Source organism: Alphaproteobacteria bacterium (assembly GCA_020638555.1).
Lineage (GTDB): Bacteria > Pseudomonadota > Alphaproteobacteria > Bin95 > Bin95 > JACKII01.
In genome coordinates, this window is the sequence record JACKII010000001.1 from 440,283 (window position 1) to 463,042 (window position 22,760).

The 22,760-nt window shown below is 66.2% G+C and carries 23 protein-coding genes, 1 tRNA gene and 1 pseudogene; 7 read left to right on the top strand and 18 right to left on the bottom strand.

What is annotated here, in order from left to right:
- The first annotated feature begins 33 nt into the window (after nucleotides 1-33).
- A complete protein-coding gene (locus H6844_02060; protein MCB9928193.1) occupies nucleotides 34-210 on the top strand; it encodes a Trm112 family protein in 177 nt (58 codons plus the stop codon).
- A 261-nt stretch (nucleotides 211-471) separates the two neighbouring features.
- Here the strand turns inward: H6844_02060 and der are convergent, their stop codons facing one another.
- From der to H6844_02075, 3 genes are read right to left on the bottom strand one after another with little or no spacing between them, the layout of a single operon-like run.
- Entirely contained in the window at nucleotides 472-1,884 is a 1,413-nt protein-coding gene (gene der / locus H6844_02065) for a ribosome biogenesis GTPase Der (GenBank protein ID MCB9928194.1), read from the bottom strand.
- Nucleotides 1,885-1,895: 11 nt separating this feature from the next.
- Nucleotides 1,896-3,224 (bottom strand): PQQ-binding-like beta-propeller repeat protein, encoded by a 1,329-nt coding sequence (locus H6844_02070; GenBank protein MCB9928195.1) that lies wholly within the window; start codon nucleotides 3,222-3,224, stop codon nucleotides 1,896-1,898.
- Entirely contained in the window at nucleotides 3,211-3,849 is a 639-nt protein-coding gene (locus H6844_02075) for a tetratricopeptide repeat protein (protein MCB9928196.1), read from the bottom strand. The genes H6844_02070 and H6844_02075 overlap by 14 nt, the downstream gene beginning before the upstream one ends.
- Nucleotides 3,850-4,057: 208 nt before the next feature.
- Here H6844_02075 and H6844_02080 point away from each other — a divergent pair, with 208 nt between their 5' ends.
- On the top strand, nucleotides 4,058-4,396 hold the full coding sequence (locus H6844_02080; protein MCB9928197.1) for a DUF2794 domain-containing protein: 339 nt from the start codon (nucleotides 4,058-4,060) through the stop codon (nucleotides 4,394-4,396).
- A gap of 103 nt (nucleotides 4,397-4,499) precedes the next feature.
- Here H6844_02080 and H6844_02085 read toward each other — a convergent pair whose 3' ends face one another.
- The 8 genes from H6844_02085 to H6844_02120 all read right to left on the bottom strand — a co-directional run bounded on the left by H6844_02085 (nucleotide 4,500) and on the right by H6844_02120 (nucleotide 11,857).
- Entirely contained in the window at nucleotides 4,500-4,691 is a 192-nt protein-coding gene (locus tag H6844_02085; GenBank protein MCB9928198.1) for a hypothetical protein, read from the bottom strand.
- Nucleotides 4,682-5,092, bottom strand: coding sequence for an ImmA/IrrE family metallo-endopeptidase (locus H6844_02090; protein ID MCB9928199.1), 411 nt, complete (start codon nucleotides 5,090-5,092; stop codon nucleotides 4,682-4,684). Before H6844_02090 ends, H6844_02085 begins: the two co-directional genes overlap by 10 nt.
- Nucleotides 5,053-5,862 (bottom strand): hypothetical protein, encoded by an 810-nt coding sequence (locus tag H6844_02095; protein MCB9928200.1) that lies wholly within the window; start codon nucleotides 5,860-5,862, stop codon nucleotides 5,053-5,055. Before H6844_02095 ends, H6844_02090 begins: the two co-directional genes overlap by 40 nt.
- 677 nt (nucleotides 5,863-6,539) lie before the next feature.
- Nucleotides 6,540-8,090, bottom strand: coding sequence for a glutamine-hydrolyzing GMP synthase (guaA, locus tag H6844_02100; GenBank protein MCB9928201.1), 1,551 nt, complete (start codon nucleotides 8,088-8,090; stop codon nucleotides 6,540-6,542).
- 79 nt (nucleotides 8,091-8,169) lie between these two features.
- Nucleotides 8,170-8,454, bottom strand: a complete 285-nt coding sequence (locus H6844_02105; GenBank protein ID MCB9928202.1) for a YrhK family protein — start codon at nucleotides 8,452-8,454, stop codon at nucleotides 8,170-8,172.
- A 49-nt stretch (nucleotides 8,455-8,503) separates the two neighbouring features.
- Complete coding sequence (guaB, locus tag H6844_02110) at nucleotides 8,504-10,000, bottom strand: IMP dehydrogenase (protein MCB9928203.1); 1,497 nt, start codon at nucleotides 9,998-10,000, stop codon at nucleotides 8,504-8,506.
- Nucleotides 10,001-10,112: 112 nt separating this feature from the next.
- Nucleotides 10,113-10,922 (bottom strand): RlmE family RNA methyltransferase, encoded by an 810-nt coding sequence (locus H6844_02115; protein ID MCB9928204.1) that lies wholly within the window; start codon nucleotides 10,920-10,922, stop codon nucleotides 10,113-10,115.
- Nucleotides 10,820-11,857 carry a Ppx/GppA family phosphatase gene (locus H6844_02120; GenBank protein ID MCB9928205.1) on the bottom strand — a complete coding sequence of 346 codons (1,038 nt, stop codon included), beginning with the start codon at nucleotides 11,855-11,857 and terminating at the stop codon, nucleotides 10,820-10,822. Before H6844_02120 ends, H6844_02115 begins: the two co-directional genes overlap by 103 nt.
- A 213-nt stretch (nucleotides 11,858-12,070) precedes the next feature.
- Between H6844_02120 and H6844_02125 the strand changes: the two genes are divergently transcribed.
- A tRNA-Gln gene (locus H6844_02125) sits at nucleotides 12,071-12,144 on the top strand.
- Between the two features lie 57 nt (nucleotides 12,145-12,201).
- On the opposite strand, the gene H6844_02130 is transcribed toward H6844_02125, so the two are convergent.
- Together H6844_02130 and H6844_02135 are read right to left on the bottom strand one after the other, a co-directional pair.
- The gene (locus H6844_02130; protein ID MCB9928206.1) at nucleotides 12,202-12,681 is read right to left on the bottom strand and encodes a hypothetical protein; all 480 of its coding nucleotides are present in this window, start codon (nucleotides 12,679-12,681) and stop codon (nucleotides 12,202-12,204) included.
- A 327-nt stretch (nucleotides 12,682-13,008) separates the two neighbouring features.
- Nucleotides 13,009-13,356, bottom strand: a pseudogene (locus tag H6844_02135) (transposase).
- A gap of 359 nt (nucleotides 13,357-13,715) precedes the next feature.
- Between H6844_02135 and H6844_02140 the strand changes: the two are divergent.
- The 3 genes from H6844_02140 (at nucleotide 13,716) to H6844_02150 (ending at nucleotide 16,260) form a co-directional block, all read left to right on the top strand.
- Nucleotides 13,716-13,910, top strand: a complete 195-nt coding sequence (locus H6844_02140) for a hypothetical protein (protein ID MCB9928207.1) — start codon at nucleotides 13,716-13,718, stop codon at nucleotides 13,908-13,910.
- A 162-nt stretch (nucleotides 13,911-14,072) separates the two neighbouring features.
- Nucleotides 14,073-14,789: an enoyl-CoA hydratase/isomerase family protein gene (locus H6844_02145; protein MCB9928208.1), complete on the top strand. Its 717-nt coding sequence runs from the start codon at nucleotides 14,073-14,075 to the stop codon at nucleotides 14,787-14,789.
- 145 nt (nucleotides 14,790-14,934) lie between these two features.
- Nucleotides 14,935-16,260, top strand: coding sequence for an LLM class flavin-dependent oxidoreductase (locus tag H6844_02150; GenBank protein ID MCB9928209.1), 1,326 nt, complete (start codon nucleotides 14,935-14,937; stop codon nucleotides 16,258-16,260).
- A 126-nt stretch (nucleotides 16,261-16,386) separates the two neighbouring features.
- On the opposite strand, the gene H6844_02155 is transcribed toward H6844_02150, so the two are convergent.
- Genes H6844_02155 through acsA form a run of 5 tightly spaced genes read right to left on the bottom strand, consistent with a single transcriptional unit; the run spans nucleotide 16,387 to nucleotide 21,637 of the window.
- Nucleotides 16,387-16,632 (bottom strand): acyl carrier protein, encoded by a 246-nt coding sequence (locus tag H6844_02155; protein ID MCB9928210.1) that lies wholly within the window; start codon nucleotides 16,630-16,632, stop codon nucleotides 16,387-16,389.
- On the bottom strand, nucleotides 16,629-17,831 hold the full coding sequence (locus H6844_02160; protein ID MCB9928211.1) for a 2-oxo acid dehydrogenase subunit E2: 1,203 nt from the start codon (nucleotides 17,829-17,831) through the stop codon (nucleotides 16,629-16,631). The genes H6844_02155 and H6844_02160 overlap by 4 nt, the downstream gene beginning before the upstream one ends.
- A 4-nt stretch (nucleotides 17,832-17,835) precedes the next feature.
- On the bottom strand, nucleotides 17,836-18,819 hold the full coding sequence (locus H6844_02165) for an alpha-ketoacid dehydrogenase subunit beta (GenBank protein ID MCB9928212.1): 984 nt from the start codon (nucleotides 18,817-18,819) through the stop codon (nucleotides 17,836-17,838).
- On the bottom strand, nucleotides 18,816-19,817 hold the full coding sequence (pdhA, locus tag H6844_02170; protein ID MCB9928213.1) for a pyruvate dehydrogenase (acetyl-transferring) E1 component subunit alpha: 1,002 nt from the start codon (nucleotides 19,815-19,817) through the stop codon (nucleotides 18,816-18,818). Before pdhA ends, H6844_02165 begins: the two co-directional genes overlap by 4 nt.
- Nucleotides 19,814-21,637, bottom strand: coding sequence for an acetate--CoA ligase (gene acsA, locus H6844_02175; protein MCB9928214.1), 1,824 nt, complete (start codon nucleotides 21,635-21,637; stop codon nucleotides 19,814-19,816). Before acsA ends, pdhA begins: the two co-directional genes overlap by 4 nt.
- Before the next feature lie 136 nt (nucleotides 21,638-21,773).
- On the opposite strand from acsA, the gene H6844_02180 reads away from it, so the two are divergent.
- The gene (locus tag H6844_02180; GenBank protein ID MCB9928215.1) at nucleotides 21,774-22,751 is read left to right on the top strand and encodes an NAD-dependent epimerase/dehydratase family protein; all 978 of its coding nucleotides are present in this window, start codon (nucleotides 21,774-21,776) and stop codon (nucleotides 22,749-22,751) included.
- Nucleotides 22,752-22,760 lie beyond the last annotated feature (9 nt).

Below are 22,760 nucleotides of genomic sequence, written 5' to 3' on the forward strand. Positions count from 1 at the left end.
ACGGATCGGGAGCCGCTCTAGCGCGAGGCAATCATGACCGATCTCGATCCGCGACTGCTGGAAATGCTGGTCTGTCCGGTGACGAAAAAGCCGCTGACCTACGACCGCGAGGCCCAGGAACTGGTCAGCGAGGCGGCCAAGCTGGCCTTCCCGATCCGCGACGGCATCCCGATCATGCTGGTGGAAGAGGCCCGCAAGCTCGACGAGTAGGCGGTCGCCGCACCGCCGCGCGCGGGATACCTGCACCCCGGACGGCGCGAGCGCCGGTTTTGTAATCCGGACGGCGCGAGGGTCGGTCTTGGACCCCGAAGGTGCGGAGCACCGAACGTGTTCCACGGACGGTGCGGAGCGCCGGTCCGGGGCCGGTGTCGTCCTACGAACACCATCACCGGCGGTGTTCGCGAGAGCCGACCGGTCCCGGCGCTCGCCTCCGGCTCGGCCGGGAAACACCTGCATCGTGGTCCCGTGCTCTCAGTCGTCGTCCGCATAGGGGTTGTCGGGCTGGCGCAGCACCACCCGGATCGGCACGCCCTGCAGGCCGAAATCCTGGCGCAGGCCGTTGATCAGATAGCGGACATAGGCGGTCGGCAACTGGCCGGCGCGGGCCGCGAACACGGCGAAGGTGGGCGGCCGGCGTTTGATCTGGGTGATATAGCGCAGCTTCAGCCGGCGTCCGGCCACCAGCGGCGGCGGGTGCGCCTCCTGCAGGGCAGCGAACCAGCGGTTCAGGCGGCCGGTCGGCACCCGCACATTCCAGGTGTCGTAAATCTGGGTCACCGCCTGCATCAGCCGGTCGACGCGGTGGCCGGTCAGCGCCGAGAAGGTGACGATCGGCACGCCGCGCAACTGCGCCAGCGATGTCTCCAGCCGGTCCCGGATGCGCTGCATCGTGGCCTCGCGGTCGGCCACCGCATCCCACTTGTTGACCGCCAGCACCAGCGCGCGGCCTTCGTCCTCCACATGGCGGGCGATGGCGAGGTCCTGGCGTTCCAGCCCCTCGTTCGCGTCGATCATCAGCACGACCACATGGGCGAACCGGATGGCGCGCTGGGTGTCGCCGACCGACAGGCGCTCCAGCGAATCCTGCACGCGGGCGCGCTTGCGCATGCCGGCGGTGTCGATCAGGCGGATCGGCCGGCCCCGATACTGCCAGTCGACGGCGATGGCGTCGCGGGTCAGGCCCGGCATCGGCCCGGTGATGACCCGCTCCTCGTTCAGCAGCCGGTTCAGCAGGGTGGACTTGCCGACATTCGGGCGGCCGACAATGACGATCTGGAGGGCCTTGGGCTCTTCCTCCTCGTCCAGGTCGATGCCGGTTTCCGCCTCCGCCGTCGCGAGGCCCGGGCCGAAGTCGTCCGCCTCGTCCGTCCCGGCCGTGTCCGGCTCCGGATGGCCGAGCGCTTCGACCAGCGCGTCGTAGAGGTCGCCCATGCCCTCGCCGTGCTCGGCCGAAATCGGCACCGCTTCGCCCAAGCCGAGGGCGAAGGCTTCCAGGAGGCCGGCCTGGCCGGCGCGGCCCTCGCACTTGTTGGCGACCAGGATCACGGGTTTTTGCGCCCGGCGCACCTGCTCGGCGAATTCGCGGTCCACCGGCGTGATGCCGGCGCGGGCGTCGATCAGCAGCAGCACCGCCGCCGCCTCTTCGATCGCGCGGGCGGTCTGCGCCTGCATCGCCTGCTCCAGCTCGGACTCGGGCGTGTCCTCGAAGCCGGCGGTGTCGATGGCCTCGAAGGCGAAGTCGGCGATGTGGGCGGCGCCATAGCGGCGGTCGCGAGTCACGCCCGGCCGGTCGTGCACGATGGCCTGGCGCAACCCGGTCAGCCGGTTGAACAGGGTGGACTTGCCCACATTCGGGCGGCCGACGATCGCAACTTTGTGGCGCATGGGCCTGGTTCTCACCGGAAGGCGCTGAGCGTGCCGTCCTCGGACAAGGTGTAGACGGTGCCGTTGGCGGCAATCGGCGGCTGCAGCGTGCGCGGGCCGATGGACAGCGCGGCGAGGCCGGCCCCGTTTTCGGGGTCGAACTGGAGCAGCGCGCCGTTGGAGCGCACCAGCACCAGACGCCCGCCCGCCAGCACCGGCCCGGCATAGGTCAGGGGGCCATCCTGGTCTTCCGGGTCCTCGAACCGCGGCAGCGGCTGCACCCAGCGGACGCGGCCGTCGGGCCGGTAGAGGCAGACCAGTTCCTCGTTGTCGGTCACGACGAAGAGGAAATCGCCCGCGACCCAGGGCGCGGACGAGCCGCCCAGGCGCTGTTCCCAGAGGCGATTGCCGATGCGCATGCTGAAGGCGGCGGTCCGGCCGGCGACGCTGGTGGCATAGACGATATTGTCCGAAATGGCGGGCGGGCCGCCGAAATCGGAGAGACGGGTGCCGGAATCGTACCGCCGGATGGTGCCCATGGACGCCCGCCACAACTCCCGCCCGTTGGCGCTGCGCAGCACGGCGAGGTCGCCGAAGCTGAGCGGCACAACCGTGGCATCGCCGAAGACGGCCGGTGCGGCGCCGCCCAGCAGGCCAGCGCCTTCGCCGGTGCCCGGCAGCGACCAGACCCGGTGGCCGTCTTCCGCGTTCAGGGCGACAATGCCGTTGTCGGCCGTGACGATGATGACGAGCTTGCCGGCGATCGCCGGCGCCGCCCGCGCCGGACCCGGCAGTTTCGTCCGCCAGATCTCCTTGCCGTCGGCGGCGTTCAATGCCACGGCCTGGGCGTGGCCACCGGCCATGTAGACGCGGGGGCCGTCGCTGGCCAGACCGCCGCCGAAGCCTTCCTCTTCCTCTTCCGGCGCGGTATCGGCCTGCCAGAGCCGGGTGCCGCTGCGGCTGTCGAAGGCGCGGACGACCAGTTCGGCGTCGAGAACATACACCCGGCCGTCGCTGACGATGGGTGGCGAGGGCGGGCGGCGGGCCTCGTCTTCCGCTCCGGCGCCGGCGTCCACCTGCCAGGCCAGGCCTGCCGCGGGGTTCCAGGCGCGCTGGCCGCCGGTATGGGCGGGGTCGCCGCCGGCGACCGGCCAGTCGGTCCCGGTCATGGGCGGGAGCGTGACCGGCAGCAGGGCGATGTCCGGGTCGGCGACCGGGCCGCGGCCGATATCCAGCACCGCCTCGCGCTCGCCCGGCAGCGGCGGCGCCTCTTTCTCGCCGAAATAGTCGTTCGTCAGCGAACAGCCGGCAAGCAGCAGGGCGCCCAGCAGGCCGGCAAGCAGCGGTTTACAATTGCGCAAGGAAAGCCTCCGCCCGAGCCCGCGCGGCGGCCGACGCGGTGCTGTCATCCAGGATGCGTTGCATATGGCCGCGCGCCGCCTCGACATTGCCCGCCCGTTGCTCCACATAGCCGGCCAGTTCCCAAGCGGTGAACCGCCAGGGGCTGTCGTCGCCCATCCACGGCTGCAACAGGCCGAGCGTCGCCGCCGGGTCGCCGTCGGCCAGATCGAGTTCCGCCAGGCGGATCGCCGCCAGGGCGTGATAGGGGGCGCCGACATCGTCGTTGCCCAGGATGTTGCGATAGAGCACGCGGGCATTGTCGCGGTCGCCGTCGGCGGCGCGCAGCGCGGCTTCCTGGAACAGGGCCAGCGTCGCCTGGCCGCTGTTGCCGGTCTCGCTGATGGCCGCGAATTCGGCAATGGCGGCCTTGTCCTTGCCGTCGCGTGCGGCCGAAAGCGCGGTGTGCAGGGCGGCGGTGGCGGAGACGTTCTGACGGGTCTGGTATTGCTGCCACGCCACCCAGCCGGCCGTTGCCAGCACGATCACCGCGGCAAGGGTGATGATGGCCGTGCCGTAGCGCTTCCAGAGCGCGTCCACGCGGTCGCGGCGCAGGTCTTCTTCGATTTCTTGAAAAATGTCACCCAAGACGGCGGCTCCTGCCGGTCGGTCGTTTGACGGGAAAGCGTGTTTGGCACCGCCGGTAGCATATCCGGGCAGGCGTGGCCATAGTCAGGCTGGCGCGGTTAGGTCTGGACGCCACGGATTTTTGACGGAATGATGACATGGTTACAGGGAAGAAGCGGAAACGAACGATAGCCGCAACGGCTATCCGGCATATGGGAGTGCCCTGCCAATGAGCAAAGTGGTGCAGCTGGAGTCTTTCCGGCGCTCGCGCAAGCACGTGTCGTTCAACAAGCACGAACTGCGCGAGTTGATGACCGTCTACAGCCGCCGCGTCGCTTCGGGCGAGTGGCGGGATTACGCCATCGACCATATGGCCGGCATGGCGATTTTTTCGATTTTTCGCAGCTCGTTCGAGACCCCGTTGTTCCGGGTCGCCAAGGTGGCGGGCCGCAGCGTCAGCGAGCAGACCGAATGGATGGTGGTGAGCCAGGGCCAGCGCCTGAAACGCTCCACCTCCCTGCCGGACGTGCTGACCTATTTCGACAAGAAGCTGGAGGTCGTGGGCTGATCGGCGCTCCCGAGCCTGACCTACCTTTGCAGGCCACCCTCACAGGCAGTGCGAGAGGACACAGGACGCCTCTCGTCGAGAGCGGAATGGGCAACGGGCTCTGTTAGGCTGCTGTCTCCAGCGCCACCCGGAGTTCGTCGCGTTTGAATTCGTCGATAACGTCGATGTTGAACAGATGTTCAAGCAAGGCCGTCGCACCGACGTTCATCGCGGTCGCCATCTCAAAAAGGCTGTCGCGACCGAGGTCCTCGTGCGGTAAGAAATGCCGGATCAGATGACGTGGCATCAGCAGCATAGCTGCAAAAGCGTTCGCACGCTTTTCGATGCCCGGGGCGCCCAAGGCCCACTCGAATGCGTGACTCGTCTGGCGCGTTGGCGATCGTAAAGGATATGAAATAGCTCGTGCGCCAGGGTGAAGCGCCGTCCTGACTCCCCGGTATTATAGGCGCTGGTCAGGTTCACGATGATCGCTGGACGATACTCGGTTCCAGCAATGGCGACGCCGCGGATCGTTGATGTGCGGAAGCGCTGCTCGATTACGTCAATGCCCAACCGGGACACGAGGGCAGGCATGTCGATGGCGGTCGTTCCGCCAGCCAAATCCAGGTCGTCGAGGAGTTCTTCGGCCAGGTCGTAGCCTTCTTCAAAGGGGGCGGTCAGCGGCGCGCCGATGGTCGTATCGACGAGGTCGGCCAACTCAGGCGAATCCTGGCCATCACTCGGTCTGCTAGCAACATGAGCAACGTGTTGGTGTCCTCCGCGCCGATGTTGGGGCTGACTCCTCCGAACATCAGGACAGCGTCGTCGAACTCCGCAATGGCTGGCAGCCTCTGTGCACGAATGCTGCGATCAAGCCGGCCGCCATCGTTACGAGCCTGCTCGATTTTGTCGAATATTTCAGTGGGCAAATATGCCTGCTCGAGCGTCCCAAGTGACAGGTGTTGGAGTTCCCCAATCTTTCGTTCGAGTTCGGCGACCGATTCGCGATCGTCGGCGTTGAGATTAGCCGGTGGTGCGCTCACTGCCCAGGCAAGTGCCTCCCACAAGGGACCGGCAACCTCGGAGACCGGCAACATCGCCGCTCCCGGCGGCACCATGAACCGAAACCCATCCGGGGCATAGCTTGGTTGTCGGGCGGTCCAAGAGATCTCGATGTCGTTCACGAGGCGGCGGATGACTAGGTCTGGAAAAAGCGCACTCGAATCCGCAACTCGCAGGGCGTGGCGTGCCCACCACCCTTGCACGGCCGCATACTCTGCCTGTTCCGACTCGGAATGCGCATCGATCAGCCGGCGCAGTGCCACAAACACGGCGGTCGCTGCGGGCACAGCATGGTTGTCCCGCCAAGCAAGGCGCTCTTCATGTAGCAACGACACCCAATTCGTCGCCAACCACTCGAAAAAGGGTAACAGATACCAGCGAATTGCACCGTGATCGTTGCCGGTGAACTCGTGGCGGGTCAGCACAGGAGACTCCCGACCGTGAGGCACAATTCGCCCGTCGACCAACCGCCATGTGCTGGCCGCCGTTCACGCGGCTCGTGATCCTCGACCCAGCGCATCGCAATTTCGAACCGCGACGGGTCGCCAAAGCGAACAAAATCGCTCATTGATTGTCCGTTTCCATCGCCCAATGAATATCATTCTTGTCAAAGCGGAGATATTTTTTTATCTGACGCCTATTGACGGCGCCGCTGTCCAGCCAACTATTTTGATGGCGACAGGCACACTTTCCCATGGAACCGGGAAGCCATGCCAAGTGCCGTCGGCGGTCGGTTTGGCCTCGAAAGCAATTCCCTCGGCCGTTGCATAGCGTCGGCCGCTGGCATATCCACTTCGGCCCCTGCGAATAGCACCGCTGCTCTCGTGGCCTTCCAGTCATGAGCGTATGGCTCCGTTGCAAACCCTCCGGCCGCGGTTTGATGGGTCCATTCAGGGCAGAGTGTACCCTTCTGCTCATTGGCAGGCCGGTTCTTGTGTTTGGAAGACCCGCGATAGAGAGTGGTCGCTGACGAAGCCTGACGTGGCATCTGCTGGTCCGAAGCTTGAGAAGTCCTGCCGCCGGTCTGCGTTTTATCGGCTATCGCTGAAGCTGTCGCCATGATTGTCTTTGAGAGCAAGCGTTTTGGATGGTGATGGCCCCCTCACTCCCACTCAATCGTGCCCGGCGGTTTCGAGGTGATGTCGTAGGTGACGCGGTTGATGCCCTTGACCTCGTTGATGATCCGGGTCGCGACGCGACCGAGGAAGGCGTGCTCGAACGGGAAGTAATCCGCGGTCATGCCGTCGGTCGAGGTGACGGCCCGCAGCGCGCAGGCATAATCATAGGTGCGCTGGTCGCCCATGACGCCGACCGTGCGCACCGGCAGCAGCACCGCGAACGCCTGCCAGATGCGGTCGTAGAGGCCGGCGGCGCGGATTTCCTCCAGATAGATGCGGTCGGCGGCGCGCAGCACCGCCAGCTTGTCCGCCGTGATCGCCCCCGGCATGCGGATGGCGAGGCCGGGGCCGGGGAAGGGGTGGCGGCCGACAAAGGCCTCGTCCAGGCCCAGTTCGCGGCCGAGCGCGCGCACCTCGTCCTTGAACAGCTCGCGCAGCGGCTCCAGGAGTTTCAGCTTCATATAGTCCGGCAGGCCGCCGACATTGTGGTGGCTCTTGATCGTCACCGACGGGCCGCCAAGGGCCGAAACGCTCTCGATCACGTCCGGGTAGAGCGTGCCCTGCACCAGGAAGTCGGCGCCGCCGATCTTGGCGCTCTCGGCGTCGAACACGTCGATGAAGGTGGCGCCGATGATCTTGCGCTTGCGCTCCGGGTCGTCGACGCCGTCGAGCCGGGTGAGGAAGGTCTCCGACGCATCGGCGTGCACCAGCGGGATGTTGTAGTGCTCGCGGAACAGGGTCACCACCTGCTCCGCCTCGCCGGCGCGCAACAGGCCGGTATCGACGAAAATGCAGGTGAGTTGGTCGCCGATCGCCTCATGCACCAACACGGCGGCGACGGCGGAATCGACGCCGCCCGAAAGGCCGCAGATCACCCGGGCGTCGCCGACCTGCGCGCGGATCTTGGCGATCTCCGCCTCGCGGAAGGCGGCCATGGTCCACTCGCCGCCGCAGCCGCAAATGCGGTGGACGAAGTTCGAGAGCAGGCGGGCGCCATCCGGCGTGTGCACCACTTCCGGATGGAATTGCACGCCATAGAAGCGCCGCGCCTCGTCGGCGATGGCGGCGAACGGCGCGCCGCTGCTGGTGGCGATGACGCGGAAGCCGGCAGCCAGCGCGTTGACGCGGTCGCCATGGCTCATCCAGACCGTGTGCCGTTCGCCCGGATGCCAGACATGCTCGAACAGGGGGGAGGCGGTCTGCACATCGACCTCCGCCCGGCCGAATTCGCGCTCGTCCCCTGGCTCCACCGCACCGCCCAGGGCCTGCATCATCGCCTGCTGGCCATAGCAGATGCCGAGCACCGGCAGGCCCAGGTCGAACACGCCGGCGGGCGGCTGCGGCGCCTCCGCCTCGGTGACGGAGGCGGGGCCGCCGGACAGGATCAGGCCGGCGGGATCGAAGGCGCGGATCGCCTCCGGCTCGCCGCGAAAAAACGGCCAGATCTCGCAATAGACCCCGGCCTCGCGCACCCGGCGTGCGATCAACTGGGTCACCTGGCTGCCGAAATCGAGAATGAGGATGCGGTCGGTCATGGTAGGCTCGTGCGAATAGACGATGCGCACCGCCGGCGGAGGCGGTGCGAAGCGCGACGGTTTGGGGATGGTCTGGCCCTTACGGGTCGAGAGCCCGGTCGGCCAGACGCTGGTAGGCGCCGGTGCGCCAGAAATGAAATTCCCGGCTCATGCGGATGGCCGGTTTCAGCGCGAAGAACACGCTGCCGATCAGGAACAGCCATGTTCCCGTCCTGGTCGTTGCCGCATCGAAGAACAGGATGCTGCCGACGATGAACAGGAACGCGGCGGCAAAGTCGGCGATCGTGAACGCGATTTCGTAAATTGCGTACAGCCGCCGATGCTGCTGGGACAGGTCGCCGGCGGCGGGTAGGAACCAGGGCATGCGTTTCTCCCGAACGACATCGCATCACCGCGATTCCCCCTGAGCCGGGTCAGGCCCGCGGCCCGATCTGATAATTCGGGGGTTCGCGGGTCACGACGATGTCGTGGACATGGCTCTCGCGCAGGCCGGCATTGGTGATGCGCTGGAACTGGCAGAATCGCTTCATGTCGGCGATGGTGCCGTTGCCGGTGTATCCCATCGCCGCTTTCAGGCCGCCGACCAGTTGGTGGATGACGACGTTGACCGCGCCCTTGTAGGCGACCTGGCCCTCGACGCCTTCCGGCACCAGTTTCAGCGTGTCGTTGACCTCCTGTTGAAAATACCGGTCGGCCGAGCCGCGCGCCATGGCGCCGACCGAGCCCATGCCCCGATAGGACTTGTACGAGCGGCCCTGGTACAGGAACACCTCGCCCGGGCTTTCGTCGGTGCCGGCGAATAGCGAGCCGACCATAACACAGTCGGCCCCGGCGGCAATCGCCTTGGCCAGGTCGCCGGAGGCGCGGATGCCGCCGTCGGCAATGGCCGGCACGCCGGCGGCCTCGCAGATTTCGGCGCATTCCATGACCGCACTCAGCTGCGGCACGCCCACGCCGGCGACGATGCGGGTGGTGCAGATCGAGCCCGGGCCGATGCCGATCTTGACCGCATCCGCGCCGGCGTCGATCAGCGCCCGCGTCGCTTCGGCCGTGGCCACATTGCCGGCGATGACCTGGGTGTAGTTCGACATTTTGCGGATGGCCTGCACCGTCCGCATCACGCCTTCGGAATGGCCGTGGGCGGTGTCGACCACCAGCACGTCGACGCCGGCATCGAACAGCGCCTCGGCGCGGGCGATGCCTTCGGGGCCGACGCCGGTCGCCGCGGCGGCGCGCAGCCGGCCCTGGGCATCCTTGGTCGCGTTCGGGTTCAGCGCCGCCTTCTCGATATCCTTCACCGTGATCAGGCCGATGCAGCGATGGTCGCCGTCGACCACCACCAGCTTTTCGATCCGGTGCTGGTGCAGCAGGCGCTTGGCATCTTCCAGGCTGACGCCATCGCGCACGGTCACCACATTGCGCGTCATCAGCGAGAGCACGGGCTCTTCGGCATTGGTGGCGAAGCGCACGTCGCGGTTGGTCAGAATGCCGACCAGCCGGCGCGTGCCTTCCTGCACCACCGGGATGCCGGAAATGCGATGGCTGCTCATCAGGTGCAGCGCGTCGGCGAGCGTCTGGTTCGGGCTGATGGTGACCGGGTTGACCACCATGCCGCTCTCGAACTTCTTCACGCGGCGAACCTCGTCCGCCTGCTTGTCGATCGGCAGGTTTTTATGGATCACGCCGATTCCGCCCGCCTGGGCCATGGCGATGGCCATGGGCGCTTCCGTCACCGTGTCCATGGCGGAGGCGACCAGGGGAATGTCCAGTTCGACCTCGCGCGTCAACTGGGTTCGGGTCGTGGCCTGACCCGGCAGAACGGACGACGCGGCAGGGCGGAGCAGGACGTCATCGAAGGTTAGCGCGACGGGAATCGCACTCGGGTCACGCGGCGGCAAAGTATCCGGCATGTCAGCCCTCGCAGCGGCAGCCTGCACCGGGTCGGATCGCGCGGTTGCGATCCGCTCGCAGGCTCATTTGGGATGACGCGTTCCTATACACTGGCTTGGCGTCGGTTCCAAGCTAGCAGGTGTCGTCTTCGCTGCGCACAGTGCCGCGGAAGCCCTGCGCCACCAGATAGAGTTCGGAGGAATCCTTGCGGCTGGCCGGGGGTTTGGCATGCCGGACCTGGGCAAAGTCGCGCTTCAGCTCGGCCAGCAGTTCGCCGACCGCACCGCCCTGAAACAGTTTCACCACGAATCCGCCGCCCGGTGCCAGAGTCGCCCGCGCCACCTCATAGGCGATTTCCGCCAGCGCCAGGATGCGGATCTGGTCGGTACCCTTGTGGCCGGTGGTCGAGGGCGCCATGTCGCTCAGCACCAGATCCGCCGCGCCGCCGAGCCATGCCTTGATGCGCGCTTCGCTGTCTGGCGTTTCCACGTCGAGCTGGTGGCAGTCGACGCCGGGGATGGGGCCGAAGGGCAGGATGTCGACCGCGACCACGGTGCCGCCCGGCCCCAGCCGCCGCGCCGCCACCTGGCTCCAGCCGCCGGGGGCCGCGCCCAGGTCGAGCACGCGGGCGTTGCGCTTCAACAAATGAAAGCGCTCGTCCAGCTCGACCAGCTTGAACGCGGCGCGGCTCAGATAGCCCTCGCGCTTCGCCGCCGCCACATAGGGGTCGTTCAACTGCCGTTGCAGCCAGCGCGTCGAAGACGCCGTCCGGCCGCGGGCGGTGCGCACCCGCTCGGTCAACTCCCGAGCGCCGCGCCCGCTGGACCCTTTGCCGCTTCTCACCGTACCGTGATCCTCCGGGATTGATCGGCGGCGATCAGGTTGAACAGAATGCCTTCGCGCAGGCCGCGATCGGCCACCCGCAGCCGGCCGACCGGCCATTCCCGCAGGATCGCATCCATGATGGCGCAGCCCGGCAGCACCAGGTCCGCCCGCTCCGGCCCGATGCAGGGATGGTCGCTGCGTTCGGCCAGGCTGAGCGTGTTCAGATGGTCGACCACATGGCGGATCTGGCAGAATTCCAGCAGCCGGCCGTCGACCTTGTCCCGCTGATAGCGCTCCAGCCCCAAATGCACGCCGGCGATGGTGGTGACGGTGCCGGACGTGCCGATCATCTGCACCCGGCCGCGGGCGATGTGATCGCGAATGTGATAGCGGCGCTCGAAATGGCCGAGCAGGTCGCGGATCACCGCGATCATCAACTCATAGGTCTCGTCGTTGACCTCGGCGCCGCCGAACTCCTCCGCCAGGCGGACGACGCCCCACGGCATGGACAGGCTGTCGATCACCTCGCCCGCCGCACCGTCGTCGGCGACCCGGAGCCAGGTGACCTCGGTCGAGCCGCCGCCGATGTCGAACACCATGGCATAGCGCCGCTCCGGCACCAGCAGCGGGCCGCAACCGCGCGCGGCGAGGCTGGCTTCTTCCTTGGCGGAGATGATTTCCAGGCCGATGCCGGTCTGGTCGGCGACGCGGTCGACGAAGGCGCCGCAATTCTCGGCGCCGCGACACGCCTCGGTCGCGACGAAACGGGCGCGCAGCCGCTCGTGCCGCCGGATTTTGCCGGCGCAGATGCGCAACGCGGCGATCGTGCGGTCGATGGCCGACTCCGACAGCCGCCCGGAGGCTTGCAATCCTTCGCCCAGACGGGTGATACGCGAGAACGAGTCGATGACCCGGAACCCCTCGGCAGCGGGCAAGGCCACCAGCAGGCGGCAATTGTTAGTCCCCAGGTCGAGCGCGGCATAGACCGGCTCATCCCCGTTTCCCGACCGACGGCCCCGGGTGTATCCCGGATGACGCGGTCGGGGAATCATATATCCCACGGCAGCCTCCCGAAGCGGCCGGAACGACCGTTGCTGCGCTCATCATTTTCAATAAGGTACTGTGCGTGTCGGATATTCGCCAGCCAGAAGGCGCCGCACCGTGCGAAAGGTGTAGGCAAAGGGCTAGGCAAACCGTATCGGGCATGCTAGAAGCCCCTTCCTCGACGCGGAGCCGCTGCCGGCTTTGGCGCTCGAAAGGCCGCTTGGGGAATAGTTTAGCGGTAGAACCCCGGACTCTGACTCCGGTAGCCCTGGTTCGAATCCAGGTTCCCCAGCCAAACGATTTCAAGGACTTAGCCAATCCTCCGCCCGAAATTTAGGGCTTTATCCTCGGATTATCCTCGCTCTAGGCTCACCAATTTCGCGTGAAACCCGATATTGATCCCTCGGTTTTGAAGCTCGCGCGCCACAATTTCGTAGAGGCTGAGGCAAGTCGCCTCTAACTCGCAATGCGTCGGCACCGTTTTGACGCCGACCTTGAGGTAGCGCAACGCAATCATATCTTTGCTGACTGGCATGAAGGAAATTAGCGCCTCGTCCTTCCTAGTGAGGGCTAAACCGCGTGCCTTAGCTTGTGTCAGAAGCTTCGAAAGGTCGTGCCCAAATATTTTAGGACTGCGAAGCTTCGAGAGTGGCACTCCGTCAGCCAGCAGGTAGGCTTTGAGAAACAGCTCGATTGAGTGCCAGTAGAGGAACTCGGCTGGACTATCTGGGTGGGACTCCTGCTTCTCCCAGTCGAGTTGGATTAAAGCACGTCCAGCGCTCCAGAACGAGTGAGCGTAGTTGAACAAACCTATCGGCGACGGATCACTCATTTTGACTCTCTAGCAGTTCCGGGGTTTCGTAGATGTTGCCAATACTGACTTGTCGCTTTGCGTCCCTCATGCCTTGATGCACTTCATTTTGAGGGCGCGGCTCGCCAACTCTTTGGTATTCATATGCACCTGAATATTCGTTATATATAACGTAATAGTGGTGATCTGTATGTCCGTCTCTTTCATAGCTGGACACCCGCATTAACCATCATTACAGGCTCGGGTTATGATGGTTTCAGGCCGTCGGGGTCTATGGGCCGATCTGACGGGTGAGATTTTGGCGTTTGAAGAGGTTGCGACTCCGGCTTTTTGTGTTTCCGGACAGATTCATGCTGCCGCCGCGCGCCGTTCGTGGAAGACAAGGCGGTCGAAGTTGTAGGCGAGGTTGGCCCGCGTCAGTTTTGTCTCGGTCCGCGCCAGGCCGATGGCGCGGATGAACAGGCCGAAGCGCCCCTTTTGATGGGCAAAGACATGCTCGATGCGGGCCCGCACGGATGACTTCCTGGCATTGGCCCGGGCCGTCGCCTTGGGCATCGGCCTGCCTGCCGGCTTGCGGCGGTGGATGCGGCTGGTCAGCATCCCGGTCGCGAGCCACTTCTCGTTGGCTTTCGAGCGGTAGGCGGTGTCGGCCCAGCCCTCCGAGGGGGTGTTGTCCGTCATGAGATTCTCCAGCCTACTCGATAAGCCACAGAAGCAAATTTTATGCCGACGAGCCTTTTTGGCGATGCGGACGGCGGCACGACCCGGAATTGGCCTCTATACGGGCCTGACGGACCTTCACGATCGTGCAGTCTCCATCCGCAGGTGCTTGGGGGCGGCGTGATTTGGTCCATGCGACGACACATGTGCCGCCATCCGCGAATGGATTGGCCAATGACTGGTGACGATGCAGGCGGTGGGGGCCTTGCAAAGGCATTGGCCTGGATATTGGCAATGGCGGGGGGAAAGCCGGCGCTGTCAAGGCAACCTGGTTCGAGGCGACAGCGAGGACGCCACAGTCTCCTCGAACGCCAAATCCGTTCCGGCACTTTAACGTGATCCGCCTCGCGGTGATAGCGTACGAGCGCTATCCGCTATCGCTCCGCCAGGTCGAGAATTTGCCGTTCGAGCGGGGTATCGATATCGGCCACGAGACCATTGGGTTGTGGTGGAACCGCTTCGGCCCGATGGTTGCGGCTGAGTTACGGATGTGGCTACGACGCCAGGGCCGTTTCTCGCTCTGGCGCTGACATGTGGTGAGGTGTCCGTCCGCATCAACGCCGAGCGGCACTCTCTCTGGCGCGTCGCCGCTGCCGGTGGCTGTTAGACGGCAGGCTTGATCGACGCCCTTGAATGCGCAAGCATCGCCGGCGCGAGTCTCGATGGGATTTCCCGGCCAAGGTGGAGAAGCAATGATTGAGATCGATCGGCAGGATGACGTCTTTGTCCTGACCATGGATGCCGGCGAGAACCGCTGGAACACCAACTTTGTCCGGGCGTTCGATGCGCGGCTGGATGAGGTGCTGGCCTCCGACGGCCCGGCGGCCCTGGTGACGAGGTCGGCCAATGCGAAGTTCTTCTCCAACGGGCTGGATCTCGACTGGCGGCGCGGCGATGGCGACGGCGCGGGCGGAGATAAGACGGTTTTCGCCAAGGAATTCATGGCGCTAATGGCGCGATTGATCACTTTTCCCGTGCCGACCGTTTGCGCCGTCAACGGCCATGGGTTCGGCGCCGGCTTCATGCTGGCGCTCTGCCACGATGTTCGCGTGATGCGCGCCGACCGCGGCTATCTCTGCGCCAACGAGATTGAACTCGGCCTGCGGATTCCCGACGAGGAACTGGCCCTGTTCCGGCACAAGATGTCCGGCAGCGCCTTCTTCGACACGGTGCAATTGGCGCGCCGCTGGACCGGCCCGGATGCCCAGGCCGCGGGTTTCGTCGCGGCAACGGCGCCCCTGGACGATCTGTTTGATTTGGCGATGGCCAAAGCGAAGCGCCTGGCGCCACTGGGAGCGAACCGGGAGCTTTTCAGCAGTTCCAAGGAACGGATTTTCGGCGAAGCTCCCTCGATCAACGACAGGAACGGCGCGGCCCACTTCCTGCGCAACTACCGCGGCGGCCATTAGATCGTCTCGGGCGTAATGGCCAAGCGAGAACAGGGGCCGAAATATCCGCCTCTCACCTTTGGGTTCGGCCGCTGATGGACAGATCCGGGCTCAGCCCGGATACTTCCACGAGTTCACGCAACCGACGGATGAATACGCCGTGCCGATGATTCTCGCCGCCAACGCCAACGCCCAGGGTAGCCATGTGGGGGAGTGGCGGCATGCCGATGCTTGGGACAGCCCAGCGGCGAACATCGCCAACGCCGTACGGCTCGCGCAGATCGCCGAGGCTGGCAAGATGGATCTGCTGTTCCTTGCCGACGGCAACGGCGTCCGCAACATGGACAAGGCGGATCTGTTCGCGGCGACCTCGCCCTCCGACCGACCGGGCGTGTTTGAGCCCGTTACCCTGCTGTCGGCGCTGGCGATGGTGACACAGCATATCGGGCTCGTCGCCACCACCACGACGACCTACGACGAGCCGTTCCATGTGGCCCGGCGCTTCGCCTCGCTCGATCACATCAGCGGTGGCCGCGCCGGCTGGAACCTGGTCACCACATCCAACGCCGGCGATGCGCTGAATTTCAGCCATACCGCGCATGTCGCGCGCGAGACGCGCTACGACCGGGCCAACGAGTTCGCCGAGGTGGTGAAGGGCCTGTGGGATTCCTGGGCGGATGACGCCTTTCCCCAGGACAAGGCGACGGGGCGGTTCCTCGATCCGTCGAAAGTCCAGCGGCTCGACCACGAGGGCAAGCACTTCCGGGTCCAGGGGCCGCTCAACGCACCGCGCCCGCCGCAGGGCCATCCGGTGGTGTTCTCCGCCGGCCAGTCGGAGGCCGGGCGTGAACTCTCGGCCCGCCACGCCGACTGCATCTTCGCCATCGAGGCGACCTTGCCGGCGGCGCAGACGCTCTATACCGACTTCAAGGGCCGGCTCGCGAAATACGGACGCGAACCGGACGACCTCAAAATTCTCGCCGGCGTCACCATCTTCGTCGGCGAGACGCAGCAGCAGGCAGAGGATCTCGCCGGCGAGTTGGACGATCTGGTGCCGCCCGCTGTCGGCGTCGACTACCTCTCCAAGATGACTGGGCTCAACATGAGGGACTATCCGGTCGACGGTCCGATGATCGACTGGCCCGAGGGGCACCAGGGCCCGACCGGCATCGCCAACGCCATCGTCGAGGTCGCGCGAAAGGAGGGGCTGACCGTACGCCAGACCTACAAGCGCATCCTTCCGCAGATGGCCGGCAACATGTTCAAGGGAGACCCCGTTCAGGTTGCCGACGTCATGGAGGAATGGTACCGCGGAAAGGGCTGCGACGGCTTTATGATCGCCGCGCCGGTTGTGCCCACGGGCATGGCGCGCTTCACCCGATTGGTGGTGCCGGAATTACAACGCCGTGGCCTGTTCCGCCGCGAATATGAAGGCCGCACCTTGCGCGAGAATCTTGGGCTGAAGCGGCCGGAACGGCGGATCGCAGGCTAGTTCGGGCGCGGCGGTCTTGGCAGCCCTCTAGGCGGTCCTGCGCCGGGACGATGAAAACCCGGCGGCCACGTGGGGGACGCCCGACCGATTGGTGAGGATGATCGGCGAGAGGCGCGTCTCTCCATCTCAGCCCAGACGCTCTGCGATATAGCGCACGCCGCCGTTGACCGTAAAAAACCGGGGAGCGTCGGCCTCCGGAATGTCGATGCCCAGGCGTTCGTGCAAGGCAGCGATGATGTTCAGCATGTCCATCGAGTCGAGGTCGAGCGCTTCGCGCACGTCCTCGTCCGGGGGGATGCTGGATGGGTCAATGTCCGGCGCGATGGCGGTGATTTCCCCGATCAGGATCGCTTTGATCTCGGCTTCGGTCATAGGGCCTCCGGGGTCTGCAAGAGCGTGTCGATCGTGCACAGCAACAGCGCGCCGCGATGGCCGTCGCTGGCGCGATGATCGGCGGCGAGCGAGATCTGCACCTGCATCCTGGGCAGGACGGCATCATCCACGACTGCGGGGCGCCGCTCCGCCTTGCCGAAGCCGATCAGCGCCACCTGCGGTGGGTATATCACGCCCCACAGCCCCTCCACGCCCCGGTCGCCCAGGCTGGAAACGGTGGCGGTCGGATCGGTCAGTTCCGACGAGCGGATGCGGCCCGCTCTCATACGCTGGGTCGCGTCGCGGAGCGTCGCCATGAGAGCGTCGATGCCGAGTGTCTCCGCATCGTGGATGGCGGGCGCGATCAGGCCGCCGCCGCGGATGGCCACGGCGACCCCCAGATGCACGGCGTCGGCCGGGCGGAACGCACCCTCGATATAATGGCCGTTGAATTCCGGATACCGTTTCAGCGCCAGCGCGCTGGCCTTCAGCAGCAGCGCGGCCAGCAGCAGCCGTTGCGGCGGCGCGCGCTCGGCATTGGCCGTGGCGAGCCAGTTGGCAGCGGTCTCCAGGTCGATGCTGTGCTGGAGGTAGTAATGCGGGATTTCGCGCTTGGAGCGGGCCATGGCCGCGGCGATGGCCTTGCGCATTTCGCCCATGTCGATGCCGCGGCGGGCCGGCTCGCGCGGCTTTGCAGCGGGCGCTCCCCCCGCCGCCGCGACGTCTGCCGAGACGATGGCGCCGCCGGGGCCGGTGCCCTTCAGCCCCTGCAACGCCAGCCCCCGCTCCGCCGCCAGGCGCCTTGCGGCGGGCGAGGCCAGAATGCGCCCGCCCGATCCGACTGCGGCGGGCGGCGGTCTTGGAGGCGAAGCGACGTGCCGGTCCGGCGGTATGGCCGCCTCGGGCGCAGCGGAGGCAGGCGCGGGAGCCGCTGCCGGCCCGGGTTCCACGCCCACCCCCACGACCTCTGCCATGATCTCCGCCATGGGCGCGCCGACCGGGACGGTCTCGCCTTCCTGCAGCAGCAGCTTGGCGATGGTGCCGGTCTCGAAAATCTCGATCTCGATCGCGCCCTTCTGGGTCTCGACCACGGCGATGATGTCGCCGCGCTGGACCGGCTGGCCCTCGCGCACCAGCCATTCGACCAGGGTGCCGTCCTCCATGTCGGAGCCGAGCGAGGGCATGGTGAACAGGCCCATGACGCTAGCGCCCCAGGGTCTCGCGGGCGGCCTGGACGATGCCGGGCACCTGCGGGATGGCGGCAGCCTCCAGATGCTTGGCATAGGGGATCGGCACCTCGGCGCTGCAGACGCGGCCCACGGGGGCGTCCAGGTCCCAGAAGGCCTGTTCGGTGATGCGGGCGCTGATCTCCGCAGAGAGACTGCCGGAGCGCCAGCCCTCGTCGACCACCACCGCCCGGCGCGTCTTGCGGACGGAGGCCATGATGGTGGCGTCGTCCAACGGCCGGAGCGTGCGCAGGTCGATGACCTCGGCGGCCACGCCGTCCTTGGCCAGCGCTTCGGCGGCCTCCAGCGTCTTGAACAGCGAGCCGCCATAGGTGATGAGCGTGACCTGGTCGCCCGCGCGCCGCACGGCTGCCTTGTCGATATCCACCGGTCCGGCGTCTGCGGCCATCTGACCTTTCATGTTATAGAGCAGCGCGTTCTCGAAGATCAGCACCGGGTCCGGGTCTTCCAGCGCCGTCCAGAGCATGCCGCGTGCGTCCTCCAGCGTTGCCGGCGCCAGCACCCGGATGCCGGGAATGTGTGCGAACCAGCCCTCCAGGCTGTGCGAGTGCTGGGCGGCCAGTTGCTTGCCGGCGCCGGTCGCCATGCGGATCACGACCGGCACGCCGAACTGGCCGCCGGACATGTGGCGAACGGTGGCGGCGGTGTTCATGATCTGGTCGAGCGCCAGCAGGCTGAAATTGACCGTCATCACCTCGACGATCGGGCGCATGCCGCCCATGGCGGCGCCGATGCCGGCACCGGTGAAGGCGGACTCGGAAAGTGGCGTGTCGCGGATGCGCTCCTCGCCGAATTCCTCCAGCAAGCCCATGCTGACGGCATAGCAGCCGCCATAGCGGCCCACGTCCTCGCCCATGAGGAAGACGCGCTCGTCCTTGAGCATGGCCTCGCGGATGGCGGCGCGGACGGCCTCGCGATAGGTGGTCTCAACCGCGCTCATGGCCGGGCCTCCTCGGCCATGACGTGGCGGGTGAGGGTTTCCAGCGGTTCCCAGGTGCCGGCCTCGGCGAAGGCGACGGCCGTGTCCACCTCCTCGGCCACCTGCGCCTCGACCCGCTCCAGGTCGCCCGCATGGATGAAGTGGGTGGCCTCCGCCCACTCGGTCAGGCGCTTGATCGGCCCGTGCTCGCGCATGGCCTCCACCTCCGCCTTGTCGCGATAGAGCTGGGCGTCGAACATGGAGTGCGCGCGGAAGCGGTAGGTGCGGCATTCGAGGAAGTGCGGCGCTCCGGTCTCGCGCACCGCCGCCAGCGCCTGCCGCGCCGCGGCCTCCACATCCACCACGTTCATGCCGTCCACGGCCTGGCTGGCGATGCGGTAGCTTTCCGCCTTGCGATGAATGTCCGTCTCGGATTCGGAGCGATCGAGCGCGGTGCCCATGGCGTAGCGGTTGTTCTCGCAGACGAACAGCACCGGCAGCTTCCAGAGCGCAGCGAGATTCAGGCTTTCGTGGAACTCGCCTTCGGCCGCCGCGCCCTCGCCGAAGAAACAGGCGGTGACACGGCGGCGCTTCTGCATCTTGTCCGCCAGCGCCAGGCCGATGGCGAGCGGCAGGCCGCCGCCGACAATGGCGTTGCCGCCATAGAAGCGGGTTCCGGCGTCGAAAATGTGCATGGAGCCGCCGCGGCCATGGCTGCAGCCCTCCTGCTTGCCATACATCTCGGCCATGATTTTGGTCATGGGAATGCCGCGGACGATGGCGTGACCGTGCTCGCGATAGGTGGCGACCACGGCGTCGTCCGGCGCCAGCGCCTCCATCACCCCGGTCGCGACGGCTTCCTCGCCGATATAGAGGTGCAGGAAGCCGCGGATTTTCTCCTGGGTGTAGAGTTCAGCGCATTTCTCCTCGAACCGGCGGATGCGGATCATCTGGGCCAGCAGGTGCAGCACATGCTCCCGGCTGACTCTGGGATGCGTGCCGGAGGGGGGCTCGGTCATCGCTCGTCGCTCTCCAGGGTCGAGGTGTCGCCTTCCGGCAGGCCCAGCTCGCGCGCCTTCAGCAGACGGCGCATGATCTTGCCGGAGCGGGTCTTGGGCAGGGCCTCGCGGAACGCCAGGTCGCGCGGCGCCACCGCCGGGCCGAGGCGCGAACGGGCATGGCCGATGATCCGGCGTTTCAGCGCGTCGGAGGGCTCGAAGCCGCGGTGAAGCTGGACATAGGCCATCACCACCTCGCCCATGCGTTCGTCCGGCAGGCCGATGACGGCGGCCTCCGCCACCGCCTCATGCTCCATCAGGGCGCTTTCGACCTCGAACGGGCCGATCAGGTGGCCAGAGGACTTGATCATGTCGTCGGCGCGTCCGACGAACCAGAAATAGCCGTCAGCGTCGCAGAGGGCGAGGTCGCCGGTCAGGTACCAGCCGCCGGCAAACGCCTGGGCATAGCGCTCCGGATTGCCCAGATAGCCGCGGAACATGGACGGCCAGCCGGGGCGCAAGGCCAGCTCGCCGACCGCATTTCGCTCCGTCAACTCGCGCACCTCGCCGCCATCGGTCGCGACAATGCCTGCGTCGATACCGGGTAGAGGCTTGCCCATGGAGCCCGGCTTTACGTCCATGCTCGCATAGTTGGCGATCATGATGCCGCCGGTTTCCGATTGCCACCAATTGTCGTGGAAGGGCCTGCCGAACGCCTGATTGCTCCAGACCACCGCCTCTGCGTTCAGCGGCTCACCGACGCTCGCCATGAAGCGCAGGCGCGAGAGGTCGCGGCCCTGCATCGGCTCGGTGCCGATGCGCATCAGCATGCGGATGGCCGTGGGCGCGGTGTACCAGACCGAGACCTTCTCCGCTTCCAGGATGCCGTACCACCGCTCCGCATCGAACTCCGCCTCGTCCACGATCATGGTCAGGCCATTGGTCAGCGGCGAGACGATGCCGTAAGAGGTGCCCGTCACCCAGCCGGGATCGGCGGTACACCAGAAGATGTCGTCGGCGTGAAAATCGAGCGCGTATTGGCCGGTGACGTGGTGCGCCACCACCGCCTCATGCACGTGCATGACGCCCTTGGGCTTGCCGGTGGTGCCGCTGGTGAAATGCAGGAGCGCAAGGTCTTCGGGGCGTGTCCGGACGGTCTCGAATTCGGAGGAAGCCGCTTCCAGCAAGGGCGCCAGCGCGGCCGTGGCCGCCGGCACGTCTTCGCCGCCATCGATCAGCAGCACATGCTTCAGGGACGGCAGGTCGGCCCGCCACGCCGCCACCTTGCGCTCATAGAGAGCCTTGGTGGTGACCAGCACCGACGCCTCGCCGATTTCCATTCGGGTGCGGATCGGGTCCGGCCCGAAGGCGGAGAACAGCGGCGAGAACACCAGCCCGGCCTTGAGCGTCCCCAGCACGCTCACATAAAGCTCCGGCACCCGGCCCAGGAGCGAAAACACCCGGTCGCCCTTGTCGAGGCCCAGCCCGTGCAGCATGGCAGCGAATTTCGCCGTGTCCCGGCGAAGGTCGGCATAGGTGATGTCGCGCCGCTCGCCAGCCTTCCCGAGCCAACGGATCGCGCACTTGCCGCCCTGGCCTGCCGCCAGATGCCGGTCCACGGCCTCGTGTGCGATGTTGAGGCCGCCACCTGTCAGCCCGTCCAGCAAATGGCGCGCCGCATCCCAGGAAAATCGGGCGCGCTCGGCCGGATAGTCGCTGAGGACCGGAGCCGCGAATCCGGCGTCCGTGTGCTTGACGATGCGCTGCTCCAAAATCTGGCACCCCTTTCCGGCCCGCGGCCTTGGGTGGTCGACAACCAAGCCCGGCAAAAATGCAACCATGGCCGCCGTCGCGCAACCATGACCTAAATCAAGGTCCTGAGATTCATTGCCACGCGCATAGACGTAGATCAATTTCGGTGCGTATCTTCTTTGGCAGACTTGCCTGACGGTGAAACGGCGCGTGAGCGAGACGGCGATGCGACGGATCTTGGTGACAGGTGCGATGGGCCAGATCGGCAGCGAGTTGGTTGAGGCCCTTTGCCGTGAATATGAGCCCGGTCGGATCGTGGCGTCCGACATTCGGATGCAGCAGCCCCCCAATGGCCCGGCGAGCGAGCGTGCGGCCGTCGTGGCCGAGCACGTGGACTGCACGCGGCCTCATCAATTGCAGGAGGTCGTGCGGCGCCATGATGTCGGGACGATCTATCATCTGGCGGCGCTGCTCTCGGCCGTGGCGGAGGACAAGCCGCAGGTGGCGTGGAATGTGAATATGGGCGGCCTTTACAATGTGCTGGAGGTCGCCCGGCAATATGGTTGCGCCGTGTTCTTTCCCAGTTCTATCGGCGCGTTCGGTCCTTCCACGCCCCATGATGCCACGCCGCAAACGACGATCCAGCGTCCGACGACAATGTATGGTGTGACCAAGGTCGCCGGGGAATTGCTTTGCGACTATTACGCAAGCCGCTTTGGCGTCGACACCCGCGGGCTGCGATTGCCGGGGCTGATCTCGTACAAGACGCCGCCGGGCGGGGGCACCACCGACTACGCGGTCGAGATCTTCCGCCAGGCGATCCGCTATCGCCATTACACCTGCTTTCTGCGCGCCGACACGCGGCTTGACATGATGTACATGCCGGACGCGATCCGGGGCATGATCGAGCTGATGGCTGCCGACGCCCGCCGTCTCGCCAACCGCAACGCCTATAACGTCAGCGCCATGAGCGTGACGCCGGAGGAGATGGCCGCCGCCATTGCGGCGCGGCTGCCGGGCTTCGCTATCGATTACGACATCGACCCCGTCCGGCAGGCCATTGCCGACTCCTGGCCTCGCAGCCTGGATGATAGTGCCGCCAGGCAGGAATGGGGCTGGGCGCCGGCCTTTGACCTGGGCGCAATGTGCGATGACATGATCGCTCACCTGAGCCAGGCCCTGAAACCGGCCCGATCCGGTTGAGCGCACCCG

Coding starts and splice junctions, on each gene's coding strand:
- H6844_02120 (MCB9928205.1), bottom strand. CDS start 11,857: ATGATTCCCCGACCGCGTCATCCGGGATACACCCGGGGCCGTCGGTCG.
- H6844_02080 (MCB9928197.1), top strand. CDS start 4,058: ATGAGCAAAGTGGTGCAGCTGGAGTCTTTCCGGCGCTCGCGCAAGCAC.
- guaA (MCB9928201.1), bottom strand. CDS start 8,090: ATGACCGACCGCATCCTCATTCTCGATTTCGGCAGCCAGGTGACCCAG.
- H6844_02180 (MCB9928215.1), top strand. CDS start 21,774: ATGCGACGGATCTTGGTGACAGGTGCGATGGGCCAGATCGGCAGCGAG.
- H6844_02060 (MCB9928193.1), top strand. CDS start 34: ATGACCGATCTCGATCCGCGACTGCTGGAAATGCTGGTCTGTCCGGTG.
- H6844_02165 (MCB9928212.1), bottom strand. CDS start 18,819: ATGAGCGCGGTTGAGACCACCTATCGCGAGGCCGTCCGCGCCGCCATC.
- pdhA (MCB9928213.1), bottom strand. CDS start 19,817: ATGACCGAGCCCCCCTCCGGCACGCATCCCAGAGTCAGCCGGGAGCAT.
- acsA (MCB9928214.1), bottom strand. CDS start 21,637: ATGGTTGCATTTTTGCCGGGCTTGGTTGTCGACCACCCAAGGCCGCGG.
- H6844_02085 (MCB9928198.1), bottom strand. CDS start 4,691: ATGCTGCTGATGCCACGTCATCTGATCCGGCATTTCTTACCGCACGAG.
- H6844_02145 (MCB9928208.1), top strand. CDS start 14,073: ATGATTGAGATCGATCGGCAGGATGACGTCTTTGTCCTGACCATGGAT.
- guaB (MCB9928203.1), bottom strand. CDS start 10,000: ATGCCGGATACTTTGCCGCCGCGTGACCCGAGTGCGATTCCCGTCGCG.
- H6844_02155 (MCB9928210.1), bottom strand. CDS start 16,632: ATGACCGAAGCCGAGATCAAAGCGATCCTGATCGGGGAAATCACCGCC.
- H6844_02150 (MCB9928209.1), top strand. CDS start 14,935: ATGATTCTCGCCGCCAACGCCAACGCCCAGGGTAGCCATGTGGGGGAG.
- H6844_02105 (MCB9928202.1), bottom strand. CDS start 8,454: ATGCCCTGGTTCCTACCCGCCGCCGGCGACCTGTCCCAGCAGCATCGG.
- H6844_02160 (MCB9928211.1), bottom strand. CDS start 17,831: ATGGGCCTGTTCACCATGCCCTCGCTCGGCTCCGACATGGAGGACGGC.
- der (MCB9928194.1), bottom strand. CDS start 1,884: ATGCGCCACAAAGTTGCGATCGTCGGCCGCCCGAATGTGGGCAAGTCC.
- H6844_02115 (MCB9928204.1), bottom strand. CDS start 10,922: ATGGCCGGTCGGCCGGCTGCGGGTGGCCGATCGCGGCCTGCGCGAAGG.
- H6844_02130 (MCB9928206.1), bottom strand. CDS start 12,681: ATGAGTGATCCGTCGCCGATAGGTTTGTTCAACTACGCTCACTCGTTC.